Here is a 20293-nt window from a genome sequence, read left to right as displayed (position 1 = left end):
TTTAGGTTAAAAACTGTTTTGCCCAATAATCTTGTTCTGGCATTTCAGTTAAACCCTCCTTTATTTGATTTAATTCTGCGTCTTCTTTAGCTTGAAAGTAGGAAACCCACTCCGTATAAAAATCTTCCGACGTTTTTCGTTTTGCTCTGACCTTACGAGCAAAATTTACGATTTCCTTATCTGAAGTAATCACCAAACACTGAGAAGGTATCGGTGTCTGAGTCAAATATCCAATGATCAAATCATCGGCCTTTTTAGCATGGCTATAATGGACGGACATACTTTCATACACTTCCGAATAACAATCAGCATCCGATAATTTTTTCCCATCAAAGAAAACCAAAACTTCCGACATTTTCTTTTCCTTGTAATACTGCCATAAATAGGATAAAAGACCTTGGCGTGCCTCTTCTAATTGAGAATCTACAAGAAAAGAGGTCAAATCTGGGAATTTATAGATTAAATTCATCCCATCGACTAAGATTCGTGTGGAATTGGACACTTCCCCTATTGAATGAACTTGCCAGATTCCATAAAACCAAAAAATAGGAAACAAGATGAAAAAAATAATCGTCGTTGGCGCCTCTAGTGGGATCGGAAAAGCAATCGCAGAGGCTGAATGGAAGAAAGGTTCAAAAGTATTGCTTATGGCAAGAAGAGAGAGAGAAATGAATCAGATCATATCTCTCTGGAACAAGGCAGAAAGTCCGCGGGCTTTCGCTCTAGCCTATGATGTGACTGATTTCAAGTCCGCAGACAAGGTGTTCACAAAAGCCTTGAAGACCTTGGGAGGACTCGATGAGATTTACTATGCCTCGGGTGTAATGCCTGAAGTTGGCAAAATAGAATACAATACAACTAAAGACCATGCGATGATGAATGTAAACGTTTTAGGAGCTATTTCCATTTTGAATTTAGCAGCTTCACATTTTACCAACCAAAAGCATGGAAAAATCATCGGAATCTCCTCGATCGCAGGCGAACGAGGTAGAAAAGGAAATCCTGTCTACAACACCTCCAAGGCTGCCTTAAATACTTACCTCGAAGCGCTCAGAAATCGTCTCTCGGAAGTTGGTGTCCAAGTAACAACAATTAAACCTGGATTCATTCGGACAGAGATGGTAAGTGGTCTGGTCCTGCCTGAGAAAGGATTGCTGAAAGTAATCTCAGCAGAAGATGCCGCCGATCGAATCATAAAAATCGTAGAATCAGGTAAAGATGAGGCTTTCGTACCAGGAATTTGGGCACTCGTAGGTTTCATCATTCGGAATATTCCTAATTTTATCTTTAAGAAAATGAGTATATAGCAATGGTCGCAAAGAAAAAAATAACAACTCCAAATATAGTTCTACCAAAGCCAGAAAAAGTCGAAGCTTGGGGGATGAATTCATTTTCTCATAGTCCCGTCCTTCGCCCGAAGACCGAAAAAGAAATTCAGGACATTTTTCTATGGGCAAACACTACAAAAACAAAAATCGCACTCCGAGGTGGTGGGTGTAGTTACGGCGATGCTGCAACTAACAGCGAAGGAATTGTATTAGATTTATCCGATTTTAATCAAGTTTTAAATTTTGATTTAGCCACTGGTATCATGACAGTGCAATCAGGTGCACGAATTAGAGACCTTTGGCAAACAGGTATCGAAAAAGGATACTGGCCACCTGTAGTTTCCGGCACCATGCTACCGACATTAGGTGGGGCACTCTCTATGAACATCCATGGAAAAAATAATTTCCAAGTGGGTACCATAGGGGAACACATCAAAGAATTTACCTTTCTTACTGCGAAAGGCGATATTCTAAAATGTTCACCAAAAATAAATTCGGAGTTATTTTACTCTGCAATCTCCGGATTCGGGATGTTAGGCTGCTTTTTAACTGTTCAAATCAAAATGAAAAAGATTTATGCTGGCAAAATGCGAATCTCTCCCGTTGTCGTCAAAAATTTTGACGAGCTTTTTACTTACTTTGAAGAAAACTATAAAACTTCGGACTATCTTGTTGGCTGGATCGATGCCTTCGCATCGGGTAAGTCAATGGGAAGAGGTCAGATTCATAAGGCAGTGAACCTGAAAGAAGGTGAAGATCCAGATTATCCTCAAAATTGCAAATTGGAAAGGCAACACCTTCCCTCGATGCTTTTTTACATCATACCTAAGAAGTGGATGTGGATCTTGATGAAACCATTTAGTTTCAATCTAGGAATGAGGCTCATCAATTTCGCTAAATATGTTGCCAGCATTTTGGTGAACCATAAGGACTATTATCAGGGACATGCCGAATACGCCTTCCTTTTGGATTATGTACCGAATTGGAAATTTATCTATAAACCGGGTTCGATGATCCAATACCAAGTATTTCTTCCAAAAGATACCGCAAAAGAAGCAATGAAAGAAATCTTTACACTTGGCCAAAAGGCAGGAATCGTAAATTATCTTTCTGTCTTTAAAAAACACAAACCTGATCCCTTTTTATTAACCCACTCTCTAGATGGATTTTCTATGGCCATGGACTTTCCGGTTACAAAAGCTAACAAGCAGAAGTTATGGGAACTGTGTTATGCGATGGATGAAGTGGTCCTCCGCAATAAGGGTAAATTTTACTTTGCGAAAGACTCAACTCTCCGAAATCGAATCATGGAATCTTACTTTCCAAAAGAGAATCTCAAAAAGTTCTATGCTTACAAAAAAAAATACGATCCGAATCAGATTTTACAAACAGATTTATATAAACGGATTTTTTTAACAAAGTAGCAAAAACTAAATTAAATATTCATCCGCTTATACAAAATATAAGCTGCCGAAATAAATAAAACGGGGGTAAACCAAATTCCAAACCAAATTGGCAGACCTCCGTTTTCTGCAAGTGTTTTCATCGTAGAGTATAGAATATAATATAACAAAACAACTGCGATGGTCAAGCCTAAAGAAGCCACACCAGCAGATCTTTTGGTGATGGCACCTGCAAGCGCACCCAGTGCGACGACGACAAAGGACATTAAAGGCATAGCGAACGTTACATGCCTTTGTACAATGACATCTCTATAAGGGATACCTTTGATGATGCGAGATTCAATTTCGTCAGCCAATTCGAAAAAGTTCATTTGTTCTGGGTTTCTCGTTGGTTTTGAAAAATAACTAATATCTTCAGGAAAAGGATAATCCCTCTCGACAAACTTTTCCCGTGACGTAATTTCCAAATCTTTGTTAAATCTAATTTCTTCTGCATCATATAAAGTCCAGTGATGAGGTTCAGGAGTAAACTTTGCTTTCTGTGAAGCGACTACAAAATTTGGAAGACCTTCAGAACTGATATCGATATAGTTAAATCCACCTTTTACTGTGTTTTCTTTCTCATCGATCCAGTAAATGTAATAGAAACCATTCTTTCCCTTGATGTGCAATTGATAGACAAAATCTACGAGTTTATTCGCTCCCTTGATCATGTAACTGTATTCAATTTGGGCTTTTTTATTTGCTGGGATTACGACAAATTGTGAGAAAATAGACATAAAAATCCATATGCAAAAACCAAAAAACAGAATGGGTGTGATGATTCTCAAAAAAGAAACTCCAGCAACCATAATTGCCACAAGTTCTTTGTTAACGCTATACTGACCCACAACGAAACATACAGAAAACATCAATGCAGGCGAGACTACCTGCACGATCATTCCAGGAACTGAGTAAAGTATATATAAATAAACATGCAGCTGGTCTACCTTCGAAGACACAAGATACTTCATATTATTTGTGAACTCATAAATGACGATCATCGATGTCAGAAGGATTAGGGTTCCAAGAAAATTCTTCAAAAAATCGAAGAAGAGATAACGGTCTAAAATTCGAAACGGAATAAATTCTCTTCTAAACCAATGAATTGGATAAAGTAATCTTTGTATGTTCATTCCATTTCCAATAGCAACATACTAATATCATCTGTAGAAACGCCATTAGAAAAATCCGAAATATTTTGATAAATTGATTCTAGCAAATTTTCACCATCTAGCTCTGCATTTTTTTTCAGCAGTGATATCAACGAATCTTCTCCGTACATATGATCTTCTTCACTAAAAATTTCGATTACACCATCCGAATAAAGAAGTATCTTATCTCCAGAATCTAAAATTCGATTAAAATTCTTTAACCTAGGCTCCAAAGCGGTTACAATCAATGTACCCTTGCCTTCAAGTACTTCTAGTTTACCCGAAGAATTAATTAATAACATGGGGGGATGTCCCGCATAAGAATAATCTATTTTTTTCTCTTCTGGAGAAAAATAAAGGATGCATGCACTGATATGATTTGTGCTAACCAAATTTTTAAGACCGTTATGCATAGCTTTTAAGCAAGATGCAGGATCCTCGTAATCTAACGCGTTATTCTTAAAAGATAAAACTGCCATCGCTGAAACCATGGCAGATGCAATTCCATGTCCAGAAACATCTGCAAAAAAAAATACGATCCTTCCATCCGGTCTTATGACATAACTGATGGCATCTCCTCCGACGCCATCGAATGCTTTAAAAAAACTACTGCATTTGTATCCCTTAGTTTTTGGCCAAACCCTTGTTACAAGATTGTTTTGGGTATCCGAAGCCAACTCTAAATCATAGCTCATACGCTCATGAAACAATTTTAATTGAAGTTGAGACTCTCTCAGTTTTTCGACCGAACTCAATCGTATATTCAGGGTTAGATATGAGACTATTGCCGGTGTCAGAATGGCTGATAAGTATAGTGAAAGGTCTACGTCTGGTTTTTCAGTATATATACCTACGAGAATTCCCGCGGTGACAACAAAGCCTAAATAGTGAACAAGCCATCTTCGGTCCACAAAACTGACACCAATACAGGTGATGACTAAAATCATACCTACCAGGTATCCAATATACAGATCATTCCAATATAAGAGTATAAGAGAATGCGCGCTCATTGAATAAAACAAAACGAGCATCACTGATTGGATATTTTCTCTGAGTTTCGATGAAAAGAATGTCAAAGCGAAAATGATTAATGTTACAGAACTGTGTAGGATCCGCATCCACTTAGGATCATGTAATCCGAGTTCCTCTGTTGGTGCAAAAATCCCGAAAGAGATAAATGTAAAAAATACAGCGAGGCAAATTCTAGATATCTTAAGGACTTCTTCATCCAATTCAAACGCATCTACCCTTCTTCGCTTGTTCTCCATTGATGATAATAAATTACTTATTTATTATATTGGCTACCAAATTTTGTTTTGAATATTTCTGGAATTTGAGCTGGCTTGCCCATTTCAAAGTCAAACCAAACGAGACCAGCGGTGGCCGTAGCCACACAATCATCCTTCTCATTCCACATAGAGCAGATCACACTAAACCCTCGTGAGGAAATCGAGTCTACCTCAAGTGTAATCTCCAAAGTTGCAGGAAACACAACTTGTTTTCTATAATCCATATCAAGGTGAACAAGAACAGGACCAAATCTAACAGGCTTTAGAGGAGAGTCCCATAATGTCTCTGCAGAAAAATAATCTGCCCTCGCTGATTCAAAATACCTCACGTATGTTACATTATTAACATGACCGAAGGCATCCATTTCTCCCCAAGCCACTTGTTGTTTGTAACGATGTTTGTATTTATTTGGTTTAGGCATCCGATTTATCTCACTTCAAAATTAGTTTTATCTAAAACTTTTCCTGTCTGATCTTGCAATTCTAATATAAAAATACCTTTCTCAACTGTCCAAAAAAAAGGGATTGATGCATCTCCAATGACTTTTTGATTCAAAACCCAATTCCAATTGGCATGATACACATTTGCCTTAAAATATATTTTCTGGTGATTTACAGGTATGTCGGGATCAAACGCATAAATAGTTTCATCCGCAGGAACCAAAATTTTAGGAGGGACTTTTTCCCTATGTTTTGATCCTCTCTCATCTGCCAGCTCCTCCATTCCAATTTCAAAATATGCTTGTTTGTTGGAATCATAGATAACACCGCTGGGCATAGTTGGAGGATTCGAAGGAATATCTTGATGGAGAACTTCCATCACCTCTCGCCAAATAGGGCCTGCTCCTGAAACGCCAGTAACATCTCGCATGGGTTCTCCCTTTGTGTTTCCAATCCAAACTCCGACAGTAAATTCACTAGAGAAACCCACGCACCAGTTATCGCGCATGTCTTGGCTTGTTCCTGTTTTGACTGCAGTATAAAATGGAGTGGATAGATTGCTTTCCCATCCAAAGCTTAAGGCTCGTGCCTCCCTATCGGAAAGAATTTTTTGGATTAAGAATGTTACCGATTCTCGATAAACTTGGATTTCACCTTCTGGCCTCTCAATTTCGGTATTCAAAGAGTTGGAAGGGAGGAGATTTACTTTCGTAAACTTACCGCCATTCGCAAGAGTTCTATAAGCATTTGTTAACTCCCATAAAGTAATATCAGCAGACCCAAGCGCAAGAGAAGGGCCATAAAATTCTGGATATGCAAGTTCCTTAAATCCCAATTTGGAAAGTGTGTTTAAAAACTTTCCCATATCCAAATAGGAGAGTGCTCTAACAGCTGGTATATTCAAAGAAGATCCTAAACTTTGTGTCACCGTCACTTTCCCTTGGTAACCTTTACTGTAGTTGAGTGGACGGTAAATTCCGCGAAATACCGGTAGATCTATCGGTGCATCGTTTAACATGGATAAAGGATTAAGTTTTTTCTCCTCAAATCCTTGCGCGTAAACAAATGGTTTGAGTGTAGACCCTGCCTGCCTTCTCGCCTGAATCAAATCCATTGATTGAACCTTACTTTTTTTTCCCTGATTGGCCACATAAGCGAGCACATAGCCTGTTCGATTGTGAATTACCAAAACTGCACCATCATCTACATTCTGACTTTCTAATGGTTTAAGATTTTCTTGCATTAAGGAGAGAATTTTTGTTTGTAAAGATAAAGATATGGTTGTCTGAGTTTCATATGGTTGGTCTTTACTCAGAAGGTCGATCAAGTGTGGCGCAAAACTTGGTTTGGAAATAAAAATTGGAGTTCTAAATAAAGTTTGTTTAACGAAGAGATCAAATTCTTGACAGGATTGAAAACGATCTTCTTCAAACTGTTTTTTCAGACTACATCCCCTTTGAACAATACGATTCATAGGTGCCTGAGGCGATCGTATCAAGACGGTGAGCAAATAAGATTCGTTTGGCGTAAGAAGAAAAGGCTCTTTATTGAAGAGTCCCATGGAAGCTGCTCCGATTCCCCTTAGTTCGCTCCGAAAATAAACAAGATTCAAATACGCTGTTAAGATTTCCTCCTTAGTCCAAGTCTCCTCGAGCTCGATCGCTCTCTGTATTTGTTTGATTTTCTGAGTCAGAGTCCTTCGATTATTTTTAATATGTAGCTCAGGGTCTAATAGGCCGACTAACTGCATAGTAATTGTGGAGCCTCCTCGAAGTGGCTCACCGCGTAAGCTGGAGAACAAGGAGCCGACAAATGCCAAGCTATCAACGCCTGAATGTTGAAAGAATTTTTTATCCTCAGAAAATAGAATCGTTTTTACAAAATCGCTAGATATCTCTTGTAGGGAAACCCAAGAAAGAGATCGGTAATCGTAACGAACACGTTTCGCTTGTAGGACTTTTCCTTCTCTATCGTAATACTTTAAATCCGAGGGCGCAAAATTATCTTTTACAAAGGCAAATGTCGGAAGTGCAGATTGGCAAGGTAGTCCAAGTGTAAACACCAATAAGAGAAAAACCAGAGAGCATCTCATCAACGATACCCGTTTTACTCGATGGTTAGTTCGACTATGATGTGACTTCCATATTGTCTTTCTCGAAAAGGAAGTCCTTCCCATATTTTACCTGTCTTTTGCTGTTCTGGGATTTGGGAGAGAATGATACAAGGCTTGCCTAGACTTTTGCAATGATTGAAAAGAGAGTCTATCATCTGTCTCATCCGATCGGGTGTCACAGACCAATAAGTATACGGAGGATCTAAATAAAAAATGCAGACTTTTTCTTCTCCCACCTCCCACTTGAGCGAATGTTTGGTGGCGTCTTTTCGGAAAAGTGTTATGTTTTTTAAACCTTTAAATAAACTAAGTAGGCTTGAGAATCGTTTTTGATCCAGTTCGTAAACAAGAATTCGAAAATAATCTCGACTATAAGCCTCCGCTGATATTTGCCCACTTCCTGCAAAAAAATCACAAAACAAAGATTCTTCAGGACTAAACCCCCATCCTTCTAATTTTGAATCTATTAAATCAAAAATGGATTTTTTAATTAGGCTATTGGTAAAGTTTAAGTGACCTGATATCTCTTCGGGAGCTGGAATTTCTTTTCCTTTCCATTTGCCTGCCGCTACTCGAAGGCTTTTCATTGCGCTCCACTCTGTTTGAGCTCAGATTTAAATTCAGCAATTTGGCTTTGTAATTTCACCGTCAAGTTTTGCTTTTCAAGCTCTTCCAGAATTTTACTGGCTTCAGAATCATTTTTCAAATCCGAAAGAGAATACGATAACATAAATAAAGCGTCAGGATAACGAGCATTCGATTTGCCATCTTTTTGGAATTGCCTTCCGTATCTTATGACCAAATCGCTTTCACCAAATACAAGCGCTCTTTCCATGAATAAATAAATGGCATTCCAATAAAACGAACTATCTTTTCCTGTTGGGTTGGTATAGCTTTGAACTGTAGCTTTTAGCAGGTTCCAATCTTTCTCGGTTGAAATGTATAAAAAGAAAATTCTAGGATCTTTGGAAGGATCTTGGGACTTTAGGGATTTAACGGCGAGCCTTGCAACCGTCTCATAATTTCCTTTTTTGTATTCTTCATGAATGTATTTAAAGGATAAATCCTCAGCCACCAATGCATTCGTGAAAAGTAAAAAGAATAGGAATTTGAGCAAAACCCAATACAAACTAAAGTTCTGTAATATTGGCAGAGCCGCACATCGGGCAGATCAATTCCCAGGACTCGAGAAATTCGTCTTCGGTATCTGCCTCCCATCTATGATCACAATCTTCACAGGCATAGGTAACGCCATCCTCATTGAGGCTATCCACATCAAATTCATCGTCGTCTAATATATCTTCTTCCATACCCTTCTTACTAAATCACAAAGAAAAAGCCGTGTCAAGTGCGGAGGTAAAAAAAAAATGGAGACTACAAATGATGAACCATACCAGATACGAACCGCACCGCAAAAAGAAATCTAAATCAAATTGGTTTCTTTTGCTTTTTTTACTTGGAATCGTTTCCCTCGGCTATATTTATCGTCGCGATATTTATTTCCTTTTTGCCAGGGACCAAAGCGTTCGGGCAGAAAAAGCAAAGGAAAAAGCGATTGAGCTTTGGAAAGCAGGCAATCTGAAAGAACAGGACATCATTGATTTTCAAAATATTGCTCAAACTTTTTCAGAAAAGGATCCGCTTGATCCCGTTGCTTTCCACCTAATTTCACGTAGTCTATACTGGAATCTAATTCGATTAGGAATCAGCTTCGACTCTTCTAGTTTGATTTTAAATTTAGGTTCAAATTTCTCAGATTTTATCGGCCGTACCCAGCTTGCCGAGGAGACGCTCGATCGGATTTTTTGGAATGCAAGGCAGGCCGAAGCACTTGCGAGTAGTCCCTTTTCTGATTGGGAGAACAACAGAGTTTTACTTTTTCTCGTGGAAACTCATAGACAGGTTAAACTACCTCTTGTTCTAACCAAAGAATACGGAAGCCTGGATACAGAGAAAATGTCTCCTGAATTTCAATCTATGTTTATTTGGTTACTAACATTTAATATGATGCAGGCTGGAGATGCGAATGGGCTTGAAAAAATAATCGAAACCACCAAACAAGGCACCTACAAAGGTGAAATCAAGTTTTCACCAAGAGAAGAAAACTTTTTAAAAGGAATGGGCAAATATTATAAAAAGGATTATGTTGGCTCTCTTTCCCTCTTACGCAGCACCAAAACGGAGAACCCTGATCGAATCACAGAAACATCTATTTTAACAGAAGCCACGATATTCCATATGCAAAACCTGACGCAAAAAGGAATAGATCTACTAGAGGTTTATTATGAAAAATCAGGAAAAAGAAATCCAGAAATATTAAATATTGTAAGACAAATGATCAAGGATCGTCCCGGTACGAAAACGAAGCTTGATATTGGTCCGTTGAAATGAAATCCTACATTTTTTCATTTCTCTTCTTACTTACTGAGGTCGGTATTTTTAATTGTGGACTCTTTCATAGAGGTCTGCCAAAAAAAGGCGAATTCTGCTATGTCCTCGCAAAACCTCCGACTTGTCTCTTTGCCGACTTTGAAAAACGTAAACTTTTTTATAACGAAGGCGTGTATGATCTAACACTGAGAACACGTACGGAATATACATTCCAGTTTAAGGATCAAATCGCAGAACTTTTAGTTTCGACAGAAAATAGAATCGATCTAAAATTTCCTGGGGAAGCATTGAATAAGTTCTATATGCGTAAGAAAGAAAAATTTTCCCAGTTTCCTGAGTCTAAATAGTATCCAATGTCGATGAAATCCATTCAAGAAATCCAAAATCAAATCATCTCAGAATTTTCTGAACTCACTGATTGGGAAGAAAAGTTTCAGTATCTCATTGAGTTAGGAGAGGAGCTTCCTGAGTATCCAGAAGATAAAAGATCAGACGCCTACATTGTTCCGGGTTGCCAGTCTCGAGTTTGGGTTTGTCCTATACTTAAAGGAGAGACACTGACGTTTTATGCGGACAGTGATACGGCTTTAACCAAAGGACTCATAGCAATTTTGATCCGTGTGTTTTCCGGCCATTCGGCTAGTGAAATTGCGAATGCTTCTTTAGGTTTTATAGATGAAATTGGACTTTCCAAATTCCTTTCCATCTCAAGACGCAACGGTCTTTCTTCCATGGTAAATCAACTACAAGGTTACGCAAAAAATTCCAAAACTTAATTTTTGATTTGTCCAATTTGGTCAAATCGCGAAAACTCTAACGATCAATCTTGTTCCTTTGGGTTTCTAAATGAAGAAAATATTTTTCCTCTTATTCATGTTTGTTCTCCTAAATTGCGGAAAGGATTTATCTCCTTACGGCGGGGCTCCCGAAGTCTCTAATTTACCGATAAGGGTCAAACCAGATTGGCCGACAGTTGATTGGAAGGAAACCAAACCAGAGTTTGTTGGAATTTCTGGAGATAAACTGAAATTAGTAGAAGATTATGCATTTGAACGAACAGGTGATGAAAAAGATAGAAAGGGCAGACGCACGGATTCCCTTGTCATCATACGCAATGGCAAAATAATTTTAGAAAGGTATGCTCGTAATTTCAAAAAGGAATCACTTCACCTAACATGGTCTGTATCAAAGAGTATCATTCAAACACTTTATGGAATAAGCATCAAAAACGAACTATTAAAATTGGATGATCCAGGCTATTATCATTTTGAAGCATTAGGAAAAGATGAGGCACATAAAAAAATCACGATCAGACATTTGTTAAATATGTCATCTGGCTTAGAAGCAGAAGAAGGCTATGAAAGTGGTCCTTTAAAATCTTCGGTCATTGCCATGTTATATACCCGAGGTAGAAAAGACATGGCTACCTTTTGTAGTTCTCTTCCAATCCGTTCTGAACCAGGTACTCAGGTCTACTATTCTAGCTGTGATACAAATATTCTATCTGCGATTCTAAAAAATATTTATGGGAAGGACGCATATAACGATCTCCCTTTTAAACATTTGTTTGAACCATTAGGGATAAAAAATGCTACCTTTGAACAAGATGCCTCAGGAACTTATGTCGGATCGTCTTATCTCTATTTGTCGGCACGTGATTTAGCCAAAATTGGTTACCTTTACCTAAATGATGGAGTTTGGGAAAATAAACGTCTTTTGCCTGAAGGATGGGTGACATTTACGATGACCCCCGCACCAGGTTACAAAACCACTCCGTATTCCATTGAATTGCCTGAAGATAATTATACTTCTCATTGGTATGCCAATACAGGTATTCCAGAAAGGGGAGTTCCAGAGCCATGGCCCGATGCTCCCAAAGATACATTTGCTGCCTCTGGACATTGGGGACAGATGTTATTCGTTATACCAAGTCTTGATATAATCATCGTTAGATATGGTGATGATAGAGAAAAAGCATTCAACAAAAATGAATTTTTAAAATTAGTTAAAGAATCGGTCATCAGGTAAATCAGATGAAAAAGAATATATTCACCGCACTTTTAGTTTTTACCTTCCTTCTTGGTTTCTGGATCCAATGGAATTGGAAACACGTAGAGGCATTTCCTTCCATCATCTCCAGCTTTTATTCAAAAGAATTTTGTTCCTGTTATTATGTTATGAAACAATCGGAAGAGCAGTGCCACGATTTTGCTAGGCAGTGGGTTCCTATCAGTCAATTTACAAATGATATAGAAAAAAAAGAAGTAAGTGTGACGGGACTTGGAAGGACCAACAAAGCTATTTTCCTAAACGAAAAACAGGGCTGTGTTCTTGTTAGCGAATGATTCTTTGCTTTAGCGGTAGGCTCCCGGAAATATAAAATTAATACCAAAAATTAAGCCTTTTGCTTTGATTTCTTCGGGGACAGGACCAAAATTCTGTCCTCGGATCGAATCCATACAGGACTGATCCACAACGACCTGACCTTGTGAGGAGATGAGCTTCACATCCAAGACTTGTCCACCTTCGCTGAGTAAAAATTGTACTCTGGTTTCTCCAGGTTTGATCCCCTCTCTTACTACAGTACCTGCCATATCTCGGTAGGCAAAATTCCCACCCCCAGGCGGAGCAAAGGATTCTTCAATGCGCCTGAGCATATTCTTAAAATAATAAAAACCTGCAAACTGTTTGGTGGGGACGGTCAATGCTTTCGCTCCATCCCATCGAAACAAAAAATCTTGTTGGAAACGATAATTGAAAGGTATCTTCATCATTTTTCCAGAAGATTGACTTTGGTTTGGTGATTCTTCTTGGTTCTGTTTGGAAATAGGATCTGCTTTAAAGATTCCTACTTCAAAGATATCTTCTTCTTTGCTTTGTTCTGCCTTTGGCTGAGCTTTGGAGGGATTCGAAGCGGCGCTCCCAAAGATAAATTCTCGAAAAGGTGATAAGGTATGAAATCCTTGGTTTTCTGTGATCCCCCCTCCTCCAGCGGAATCTTGGTTTGAGAGTGCCTTATATTCGTCTTTTTTTTCTGGATTGATAAACTGTTGTTCCACGAGAACATCATAAATTTTTTCTTTTTCCTCCGCGGGCAGCATCATCGTCGAATTCTCTTCACCTAACATTTTCCATAACATGTTACGCGTGACAAAATGACCGAGGAATAAAGAGCAAATTAAAACTACAAACGAAGCTGAATAAAATAACCGTCTTTCTCCTTCCTCGTTTTCAGGAAGATCAAATTCAAAATAAGGTGGGCGCATTTGTATCTCCCCCTTTTAAACTGTTAGAATAAGTTAGATTCAAATGCTCATAGGCAAACCTTGTCGCTACTCTTCCCGAAGGGGTTCGGTCAATGAGTCCTGCACGAACCAAAAATGGTTCATACGTATCTTCGATCGTCCTTTCCTCTTCGCCGACAACGACGGCGATGGGTTTGATGCCGACAGGCCCCCCGTTATACCGATTGATTAGTATATTCAATATTTGGCGATCAACTGGATCTAAACCCAAGTAGTCGATCCCCATCCTTTCGAAAGCATACAAACAGGTTTCTTTACTGATACTCTTTTCATTCTTTACTTCCCCAAAATCACGGACACGCTTCAAAAGGTGGTTGGCAATTCTAGGTGTTTTGCGGCTTCGCTTTCCAATTTCAAAAGCGACATTTTTTTCTAACTTCACGGACAAAAGAGCAGCGGATCTGTCGACGATGATGGCCATCTCCTCATCAGAATAAAAATCCAATTTCAAATGGATTCCAAATCTCGATTTTAACGGATCACTCACTAGACCGGACCTAGTCGTAGCTCCGACTAACGTAAATGGCTGAAGTTGGATTTGGAGAGCACTAGCAGTAACCCCTTCTCCCACCACGAGGTCTACAAAATAGTTTTCCATGGCAGGATAAAGTAGCTCTTCCTGTTTTTTTACAAAACCATGGATTTCATCAACAAAGAGCACTTCATTGGTCTTTAAAAGAGTTAAAAAACGCACCAGGTCTGCTCCCTTCGAAATTGCAGGGGCCGAGGTAGGCGTAAAGGGGGCATGTAACTCATTGGCAATGATGTTCGCAAGTGTCGTCTTTCCGAGCCCTGGCGGACCCGAAATCAATACATGGTCTAAAGGATTTTTTCTTTTTTTGGCGGCTTCAATATAGACGGAAAGATTGGCCAAAACTTCTTTTTGACCTATAAATTCTGATAACTTGGTGGGACGAAGTGTCGGTTCGTCCTCACCAATAGATTCAATTTCTTCTCGAAGACTCACTCAATTTGGTTTCTGCTCCGGAACGATCGCAGTCAAGATTTCATTTTTATTTCGAATGATTTTTAGCTCTATTTTCTTGCCAATTTTAGAACTGGCAATGGCAGCTTGGACATCCGAAGGAGATTTTACCGGTTTGCCATCAATTTCGATGATCACGTCATACGGACGTAGGCCAGACTTCTGGGCAGGCGAATTGCCAGCACGCTCCATAATGAGTGCCCCTTCCGTCGATTTGAGTCCCAATTGGTCGGCAGCTTCTTTATTGATAGGTGATAGACTCACACCAATCCAAGGCCTTGTGACTCTTCCATCCACTTTGATCTGCTCTGCCACGCGCTTGGCTTCATTGATCGGGATCGTCAGTCCAATCCCTTCCGAGCCGCCTGACTGAGATAAGATCATGCGGTTGATTCCTATGACTTCTCCTCGAATGTTGAGAAGCGGCCCACCACTGTTTCCTTGGTTGATAGCAGTATCTGTTTGGATGTAGGAAAGGCCAGATTCATCAATGCCACCTCTTTGCACGGCGGAGACAACACCGACAGTGAAGGAGTATTCAAGTCCAAGCGGCGCACCGATGGCCATCGCCCAGTTTCCGACTCTTACTTTATCGGAATTTCCAATCCTTACTGGTTGCAATTCAGACTTCGGAGCATCTATCTTGAGTAAGGCGACATCCATAGTCGCATCGGAGCCGATCAACTTGGCATCAAATTTGTTTTTGTTTTTCAATTTGACTGTCAACTTATCCATTCCATCAATCACGTGATGGTTGGTAAGGATGTATCCTTCCTCATTCAAAATGATTCCCGAGCCAAGACCATTTTGAATTTCTTGTATGACCTTACCTCCATTCATTCCTTGCCTACCGAACAAATGGTCAAAGAATGGATCTCCCGTTAAGGGACCACCTTGCCTTCGGTTCACTCGTCTCTCTGTTGCAATCGAAACAACACTGGGAGATGCTTTTTCAAATACCTCTTGGAAGGCGTCTTCCAATGCGACAGCTTGTGTCTGCGCAGGTGATAACTTATCGGAGCCGTCTGCTTTTAATTGCAAGGGATTGTCTGAACGAGAATCACCGCAGGTTAAAATGGGGGATAAAAATGTGCCCAACAGTAAAAATGTGGAAGCAACGGCAATAAACTTAATTTGATTTGATTTTGTTTGGTTCATAGATCGCGAAACAATACTCTCCTCTTATATCTTAGACTTCGTTTCCGGGTAAAAAATCTAAGAAATAATTTCGACTTGAACAACTTGTTCGAAGAAAAAGACTTTCCCTCATGAAAACAAACACACTGATTCCATTTGCACCAGGATTTGAGGAGATGGAAGGAATCATTTTAGCAGACGTACTCCGTCGTGGGGGAGTGAATGTAACCATAGCGTCGTTATCAGAAGGAGTGGTTCTTGCCTCACGAAAAACTTCTCACCTAGCAGACACCATCCTCGAACAAATTTTTTCCCTCACATTTGATTTGATCGTTTTGCCCGGAGGACTCGAAGGAACCTTGAATTTACAAAATTCGAAATTACTCCGAGATATGGTGCAAGCTCAGAACGAGAGAGGGGGTCTGATAGGAGCCATTTGCGCTGCTCCCAATGCACTTAGAAATTGGGGCATCATAGCAAACGACGATCCATTTACAGCCTTTCCAACAAGTATCTCTCTTGCAAACGGTGGTAAGTATACTTTAGAACGCATCGTTCAAAATAAGAATATTATCACAAGCATTGGTCCGGGATCTGCATTTGAATTTGCTTTATTTCTTTTGGAGATACTAGAGGGAGGAGAGATACGAAAGAAAGTAGAGGAAGGTCTTTATTTACCAAGCTAACAGGGGCAAGCCTCTCGGCCAATTCATACCACTCTACTGTGGTGGGGGTGGGCTAGAATCTCTTTCTGATATCAAACTGGCAATCGCCGCCTTTTCGTCTTCCAAGACTTGTAAGTGGCTCTCCATTCCCGTGAGTTTGAAAACTTTTGCCACCGAACCATGTACATTGCAGACTTTCAGATTTCCATGATATTTTTTCAGTTTGTACATAGCCGTCACGAGAGTTCCGATCCCAGAGGAGTCCATAAAGGGGACCTTTTCCAAATTGATTACGATTTCATACTGTTGGTTTTTGATTTTCTGATCTAAAATATCCTTCAACTCTTTCGCATTGTAGAGATCTACCTCTCCTTCAATGGAAACGACTGGGATCGTATCAACAATTTTCTCGTGTATCAACATTTGTCTGATGATTCTCTCTAAAGTGAAATAGAAAAGAAAAAAATATCACATTCGGAAAACCCCAAAAGGTTTTCTTTCTTCTATCCGAGATGACACGATGGACAATGCTCTTCCCAGGATATCTCTTGTTTCGCTTGGATCAATAATGCCGTCATCCCATAGACGCGCGGAACTAAAAAGGGAGGAAGACTTTTTTTCATAATCTTCTAAAATCGGACGCTTAAATGCCACTTCTTCTTCCGTTGTAAGACTTTTCCCTTCTTTTTCTGCCTGTTCCAATTTTACGGTCCAGAGCACATTGGCAGCCTGTTCCCCGCCCATAACAGAAATGCGAGCATTTGGCCACATCCATAAAAAGTCGGGAGAAAAAGCTCGACCACACATTCCGTAATTGCCTGCTCCATAAGAGCCACCAGTTACGACTGTTAATTTGGGAACCGTTGTCGTAGACACAGCATTTACCATCTTTGCTCCATCGCGGGCAATCCCAGAATTTTCAAATTTTTTGCCGACCATGAATCCAGTGATGTTCTGCAAGAATAATAAAGGAGTTCTTCTTTGGTCACACAGTTCAATGAAGTGAGATGCTTTTAGAGCGCTCTCTGAAAACAAAACTCCATTATTAGCAATGATGCCGACCGGATAGCCGTGAATTTCTGCAAAGCCACAAATGAGAGTATTCCCATATAGTTTCTTGAACTCATGAAAAAATGATCCGTCTGCAAGACGGGCAATGATTTCTCTTACGTCATACGCCTTCCGTGAATCTTTTTGTATGATGCCATAGATTTCTTCTGTTGGATAGAGTGGGTCCAAAATGGATTTTGGGAAAACTTTCTTTTTATAATTTAAATTTCGAACAATTGAACGAGTGATTTCCAAAGCATGAAAATCATCTTCTGCGAAATGATCAGTAACGCCCGATATACGGCAATGTACGTCTGCTCCTCCTAGCTCCTCTGGAGTCACAACTTCGCCCGTCGCCGCTTTTACAAGAGGGGGACCTCCGAGAAAAATGGTACCATTCCCTTTTACTATCACAGACTCATCGCTCATGGCAGGGATATAAGCTCCACCCGCAGTACAAGAACCCATAACAACCGCTATTTGCGATATCCCTTTCGCACTCATATTCGCTTGATTAAAAAATATTTTGCCAAAATGATCTTTATCGGGAAAAACTTCATCCTGCATCGGAAGAAACGCTCCACCCGAATCCACTAAATAGATACAGGGCAGATAATTTCTTTCAGCTATCTCTTGGGCACGAATGTGCTTTTTCACCGTGAGTGGGTAGTAGGTCCCACCTTTCACTGTCGCATCATTAGCAACGATCATACATTCAATGCCTTCAACGCGCCCAATGCCAGTTACTATCCCGGCAGAAGGAACATTGTCAGGGTAAACTCCTTCTGCAGCATAGGGTGCTACCTCTAGAAAATGGGTACCATCATCGATCAAATGGGAGATTCGTTCTCTTGCAGTAAGCTTTCCTCTTGCTTTATGACGCTCTGTAGCTTTTTCGCCACCACCTAACTTTATCTTCTTTAAGAGATTGCGAAGGGGGACACAAATCTCTAGAAAAGCGGACCGATTCTCAAGGAAATCTTTTGAATTGGATTTGATATTCGAAATAATCGTTTCCATAGTAACTACTCCTCTCCATTCGGTTTGGTTCGTTTAAAATGAAATGTTTTGGTTTTATTGCTGTTTCGTGAATAAGAATCCACGAGAAACTCGATCTTCATCGCTAATTCTTCTGGACATTCTTCCATGGGCAAATGATTGGAAGGAACTACTGACAAAGCGCTGGTTCTCAGTGTTTCTTTAATGAATTCTGTTTGATAAGGAGAAATGCGATAATCTACCTCTCCGATAATGATCTGTCTCAGTCCGACGAGTGATTTCACGCCATCCTCGAGATCTCTCAAAGTATGTGAGGACCTGTCTACGTTTCTCAGAAACTCTAATGTATTTCCACGATTCTTTCCTGAAAATAGCAACTGATAGGTGTCTCTTTCCCAATCCGGGTCGAATCGAAAACCTTTTTTAGTTAAGAAGAGTTGGTATATCCATTTTAAGAAAGGAGGTCGAAAGAAGAATGAAAAAACATCACCGAGCAGGGGAATTCGAATGATACTTAATGGTAAGTAAAATCGAAATTTAGGAAGATTTAAAAATCCGTTCACAATGGAAAGCGATTTTATATGTTCAGGATGTTCTTTTAAAAGGAATCCAAGAATGGGCAGCGCAAAATCATGAGCCACCACATGTACTTTTTTTTCATCCGTTACTTTTTCTAAAAACTTATATAAATAATAGGCCTGCATTCTATGTGAGAGCGGTGTCGATGGTCTCTCGCTAAGCCCGATGCCTAAAAAGTCAGGAGCGATCACCCTATATTTTTTTTCAAGCAGAGCGATCAGTTTTCGATAATGATAGGAAGTTGTCATAAAGCCATGTAAGAGAACCACGATTTCTTCTTTATTTCCAGAATCTCGATAAAAATATTTTATCCCATCTATTTCAGCGTATTTGCCAGAGTTGATGTGATCTTGAAGTGAGGGGCTCAATTTTTGGAATCCACTAATTCAGAATATAATGATCTTAGATATTGCTCTTCAAATTCAAAAAGGTTAATTCCCCTACGTGCCATGATTTTTTTGGTATCCGCTATAAAGGCCTCTTTTTGGTAGTGACTGCCTTTCGATATCCAGGTGAAAGGATGTTGGTAACCAGAGATCCGTGATTCAACTAAATTCGAGCCTATGTCTACAACAGCGCCTGTATTTAACATAACACCGATGGCTACCTTCGAAAATGGTCCAATGATTGAGCCAAATTTTATAGTTCCGGTATTCACTTCGTGTGAATCTATTTTCAATTTCACGATGCCATAGTTATTTTTTAAATCGGAAGTGGTTGCTAGAGCCCCAAGGTTTACCCAACTTGAAACAAAAGAATGACCCAAAAAACCTTCATGATGTTTGTTGGTGAAATCTTGGATGATAGAATTTTCAACTTCCCCGCCGATGCGACAAGACCTACCTATGAGTGTCCCACCAGTAATTCTGGCATTGTCAATTTGGGATCCTTTTCCGATGTAAAGTGGACCTTCCAGAAAACTGAACGAAGAAATTTTCACATCTTCATCGATAATGATCGGACCAGTTGAAGTGTCGAAAACGACCCCTGGATAGACAATGGCCTTCGGGTGAAGATAAAGATGTTTGTCTTTTCCAACGACATGAAAACCCGCCGACTTTACTTTGTATTTTTGTCTAAATTTCTTCCACTCTTTATTTAGAGTTAAAGTATCTTCAATTTCAGAGGGAATGACTCGTTGGAGATCCCATGGAAGGAAAGAATCAGGTGTTAAAATCAAATCATACGATTGCTCTTTAAAGGGAAGAACTTTTGGGTAACGTTCCAAAATGAGATTTTGAAAGAGAGGATCGTTACTCGCATAATAAACCAAAGATCCTGGATGTTGAATTTCCAGTTTTTGAATCAACGTCAACCCGCCAAGGTTCCATTCCATAAAAGAATGAAATCTCGAAAGTGGGTCTAAGGAAATGGGCCGATTCCTTTCATCTATTAAGATTTTTTTATTCACAGAC

General features: G+C 39.6%; 23 protein-coding genes. 8 read left to right on the top strand and 15 right to left on the bottom strand.

Annotated features, from left to right (window positions below):
• Position 1: 1 nt before the first annotated feature.
• Positions 2 to 502 carry an NYN domain-containing protein gene (locus EHQ58_RS09555; RefSeq protein WP_246047287.1) on the bottom strand — a complete coding sequence of 167 codons (501 nt, stop codon included), beginning with the start codon at positions 500 to 502 and terminating at the stop codon, positions 2 to 4.
• 55 nt (positions 503 to 557) lie between these two features.
• Here EHQ58_RS09555 and EHQ58_RS09550 point away from each other — a divergent pair, with 55 nt between their 5' ends.
• Both EHQ58_RS09550 and EHQ58_RS09545 read left to right on the top strand, forming a co-directional pair.
• Positions 558 to 1307, top strand: a complete 750-nt coding sequence (locus tag EHQ58_RS09550) for an SDR family NAD(P)-dependent oxidoreductase (protein WP_135623671.1) — start codon at positions 558 to 560, stop codon at positions 1305 to 1307.
• A gap of 2 nt (positions 1308 to 1309) precedes the next feature.
• Positions 1310 to 2752: an FAD-binding oxidoreductase gene (locus EHQ58_RS09545; protein WP_135623670.1), complete on the top strand. Its 1443-nt coding sequence runs from the start codon at positions 1310 to 1312 to the stop codon at positions 2750 to 2752.
• A gap of 11 nt (positions 2753 to 2763) precedes the next feature.
• Here the strand turns inward: EHQ58_RS09545 and EHQ58_RS09540 are convergent, their stop codons facing one another.
• From EHQ58_RS09540 to EHQ58_RS09510, 7 genes are read right to left on the bottom strand one after another with little or no spacing between them, the layout of a single operon-like run.
• A complete protein-coding gene (locus EHQ58_RS09540) occupies positions 2764 to 3906 on the bottom strand; it encodes an LptF/LptG family permease (RefSeq protein WP_135623669.1) in 1143 nt (380 codons plus the stop codon).
• A complete protein-coding gene (locus tag EHQ58_RS09535) occupies positions 3903 to 5192 on the bottom strand; it encodes a PP2C family protein-serine/threonine phosphatase (RefSeq protein ID WP_135623668.1) in 1290 nt (429 codons plus the stop codon). Before EHQ58_RS09535 ends, EHQ58_RS09540 begins: the two co-directional genes overlap by 4 nt.
• Positions 5193 to 5209: 17 nt before the next feature.
• Complete coding sequence (locus tag EHQ58_RS09530; protein ID WP_135623667.1) at positions 5210 to 5635, bottom strand: acyl-CoA thioesterase; 426 nt, start codon at positions 5633 to 5635, stop codon at positions 5210 to 5212.
• Between the two features lie 5 nt (positions 5636 to 5640).
• Entirely contained in the window at positions 5641 to 7746 is a 2106-nt protein-coding gene (gene pbpC, locus EHQ58_RS09525; protein ID WP_167883582.1) for a penicillin-binding protein 1C, read from the bottom strand.
• Between the two features lie 14 nt (positions 7747 to 7760).
• Entirely contained in the window at positions 7761 to 8354 is a 594-nt protein-coding gene (locus tag EHQ58_RS09520) for an RsmD family RNA methyltransferase (RefSeq protein ID WP_135623665.1), read from the bottom strand.
• On the bottom strand, positions 8351 to 8884 hold the full coding sequence (locus EHQ58_RS09515; RefSeq protein WP_246047285.1) for a tetratricopeptide repeat protein: 534 nt from the start codon (positions 8882 to 8884) through the stop codon (positions 8351 to 8353). The genes EHQ58_RS09520 and EHQ58_RS09515 overlap by 4 nt, the downstream gene beginning before the upstream one ends.
• Positions 8885 to 8897: 13 nt before the next feature.
• Positions 8898 to 9077 carry a hypothetical protein gene (locus EHQ58_RS09510; RefSeq protein ID WP_135623664.1) on the bottom strand — a complete coding sequence of 60 codons (180 nt, stop codon included), beginning with the start codon at positions 9075 to 9077 and terminating at the stop codon, positions 8898 to 8900.
• A gap of 73 nt (positions 9078 to 9150) precedes the next feature.
• Here EHQ58_RS09510 and EHQ58_RS09505 point away from each other — a divergent pair, with 73 nt between their 5' ends.
• The 5 genes from EHQ58_RS09505 (at position 9151) to EHQ58_RS09485 (ending at position 12503) form a co-directional block, all read left to right on the top strand.
• Positions 9151 to 10158: a hypothetical protein gene (locus EHQ58_RS09505; RefSeq protein WP_246047282.1), complete on the top strand. Its 1008-nt coding sequence runs from the start codon at positions 9151 to 9153 to the stop codon at positions 10156 to 10158.
• Positions 10155 to 10505 (top strand): LIC12806 family lipoprotein, encoded by a 351-nt coding sequence (locus tag EHQ58_RS09500; RefSeq protein ID WP_135623663.1) that lies wholly within the window; start codon positions 10155 to 10157, stop codon positions 10503 to 10505. Before EHQ58_RS09505 ends, EHQ58_RS09500 begins: the two co-directional genes overlap by 4 nt.
• A 12-nt stretch (positions 10506 to 10517) precedes the next feature.
• Positions 10518 to 10934, top strand: a complete 417-nt coding sequence (locus tag EHQ58_RS09495; RefSeq protein ID WP_135623662.1) for a SufE family protein — start codon at positions 10518 to 10520, stop codon at positions 10932 to 10934.
• A gap of 70 nt (positions 10935 to 11004) precedes the next feature.
• A complete protein-coding gene (locus EHQ58_RS09490; protein ID WP_135623661.1) occupies positions 11005 to 12186 on the top strand; it encodes a serine hydrolase domain-containing protein in 1182 nt (393 codons plus the stop codon).
• 5 nt (positions 12187 to 12191) lie between these two features.
• Entirely contained in the window at positions 12192 to 12503 is a 312-nt protein-coding gene (locus EHQ58_RS09485) for a hypothetical protein (RefSeq protein ID WP_135623660.1), read from the top strand.
• Between the two features lie 9 nt (positions 12504 to 12512).
• On the opposite strand, the gene EHQ58_RS09480 is transcribed toward EHQ58_RS09485, so the two are convergent.
• Genes EHQ58_RS09480 through EHQ58_RS09470 form a run of 3 tightly spaced genes read right to left on the bottom strand, consistent with a single transcriptional unit; the run spans position 12513 to position 15606 of the window.
• Positions 12513 to 13424, bottom strand: a complete 912-nt coding sequence (locus EHQ58_RS09480) for an energy transducer TonB (RefSeq protein WP_135623659.1) — start codon at positions 13422 to 13424, stop codon at positions 12513 to 12515.
• The gene (gene ruvB, locus EHQ58_RS09475) at positions 13405 to 14430 is read right to left on the bottom strand and encodes a Holliday junction branch migration DNA helicase RuvB (RefSeq protein ID WP_135623658.1); all 1026 of its coding nucleotides are present in this window, start codon (positions 14428 to 14430) and stop codon (positions 13405 to 13407) included. The genes EHQ58_RS09480 and ruvB overlap by 20 nt, the downstream gene beginning before the upstream one ends.
• Positions 14431 to 15606 (bottom strand): trypsin-like peptidase domain-containing protein, encoded by a 1176-nt coding sequence (locus EHQ58_RS09470; RefSeq protein WP_135623657.1) that lies wholly within the window; start codon positions 15604 to 15606, stop codon positions 14431 to 14433.
• Positions 15607 to 15716: 110 nt separating this feature from the next.
• On the opposite strand from EHQ58_RS09470, the gene EHQ58_RS09465 reads away from it, so the two are divergent.
• Complete coding sequence (locus EHQ58_RS09465) at positions 15717 to 16271, top strand: DJ-1 family glyoxalase III (protein WP_135623656.1); 555 nt, start codon at positions 15717 to 15719, stop codon at positions 16269 to 16271.
• 33 nt (positions 16272 to 16304) lie between these two features.
• Here the strand turns inward: EHQ58_RS09465 and EHQ58_RS09460 are convergent, their stop codons facing one another.
• From EHQ58_RS09460 to EHQ58_RS09445, 4 genes are read right to left on the bottom strand one after another with little or no spacing between them, the layout of a single operon-like run.
• Positions 16305 to 16673 (bottom strand): STAS domain-containing protein, encoded by a 369-nt coding sequence (locus EHQ58_RS09460; RefSeq protein ID WP_135623655.1) that lies wholly within the window; start codon positions 16671 to 16673, stop codon positions 16305 to 16307.
• Positions 16674 to 16718: 45 nt separating this feature from the next.
• Positions 16719 to 18320, bottom strand: a complete 1602-nt coding sequence (locus EHQ58_RS09455; RefSeq protein WP_135623654.1) for a carboxyl transferase domain-containing protein — start codon at positions 18318 to 18320, stop codon at positions 16719 to 16721.
• A gap of 5 nt (positions 18321 to 18325) precedes the next feature.
• Positions 18326 to 19246 carry an alpha/beta fold hydrolase gene (locus tag EHQ58_RS09450; protein WP_135623653.1) on the bottom strand — a complete coding sequence of 307 codons (921 nt, stop codon included), beginning with the start codon at positions 19244 to 19246 and terminating at the stop codon, positions 18326 to 18328.
• Positions 19243 to 20289 carry a GlmU family protein gene (locus tag EHQ58_RS09445; RefSeq protein ID WP_246047280.1) on the bottom strand — a complete coding sequence of 349 codons (1047 nt, stop codon included), beginning with the start codon at positions 20287 to 20289 and terminating at the stop codon, positions 19243 to 19245. Before EHQ58_RS09445 ends, EHQ58_RS09450 begins: the two co-directional genes overlap by 4 nt.
• Positions 20290 to 20293: the final 4 nt, after the last annotated feature.

This window comes from Leptospira ognonensis, assembly GCF_004770745.1.
GTDB classification, from domain to species: Bacteria; Spirochaetota; Leptospiria; order Leptospirales; family Leptospiraceae; genus Leptospira_A; species Leptospira_A ognonensis.
The sequence above is the reverse complement of the archived record's forward strand: the minus strand, read 5'-3'. Positions and strand labels throughout refer to the sequence as shown.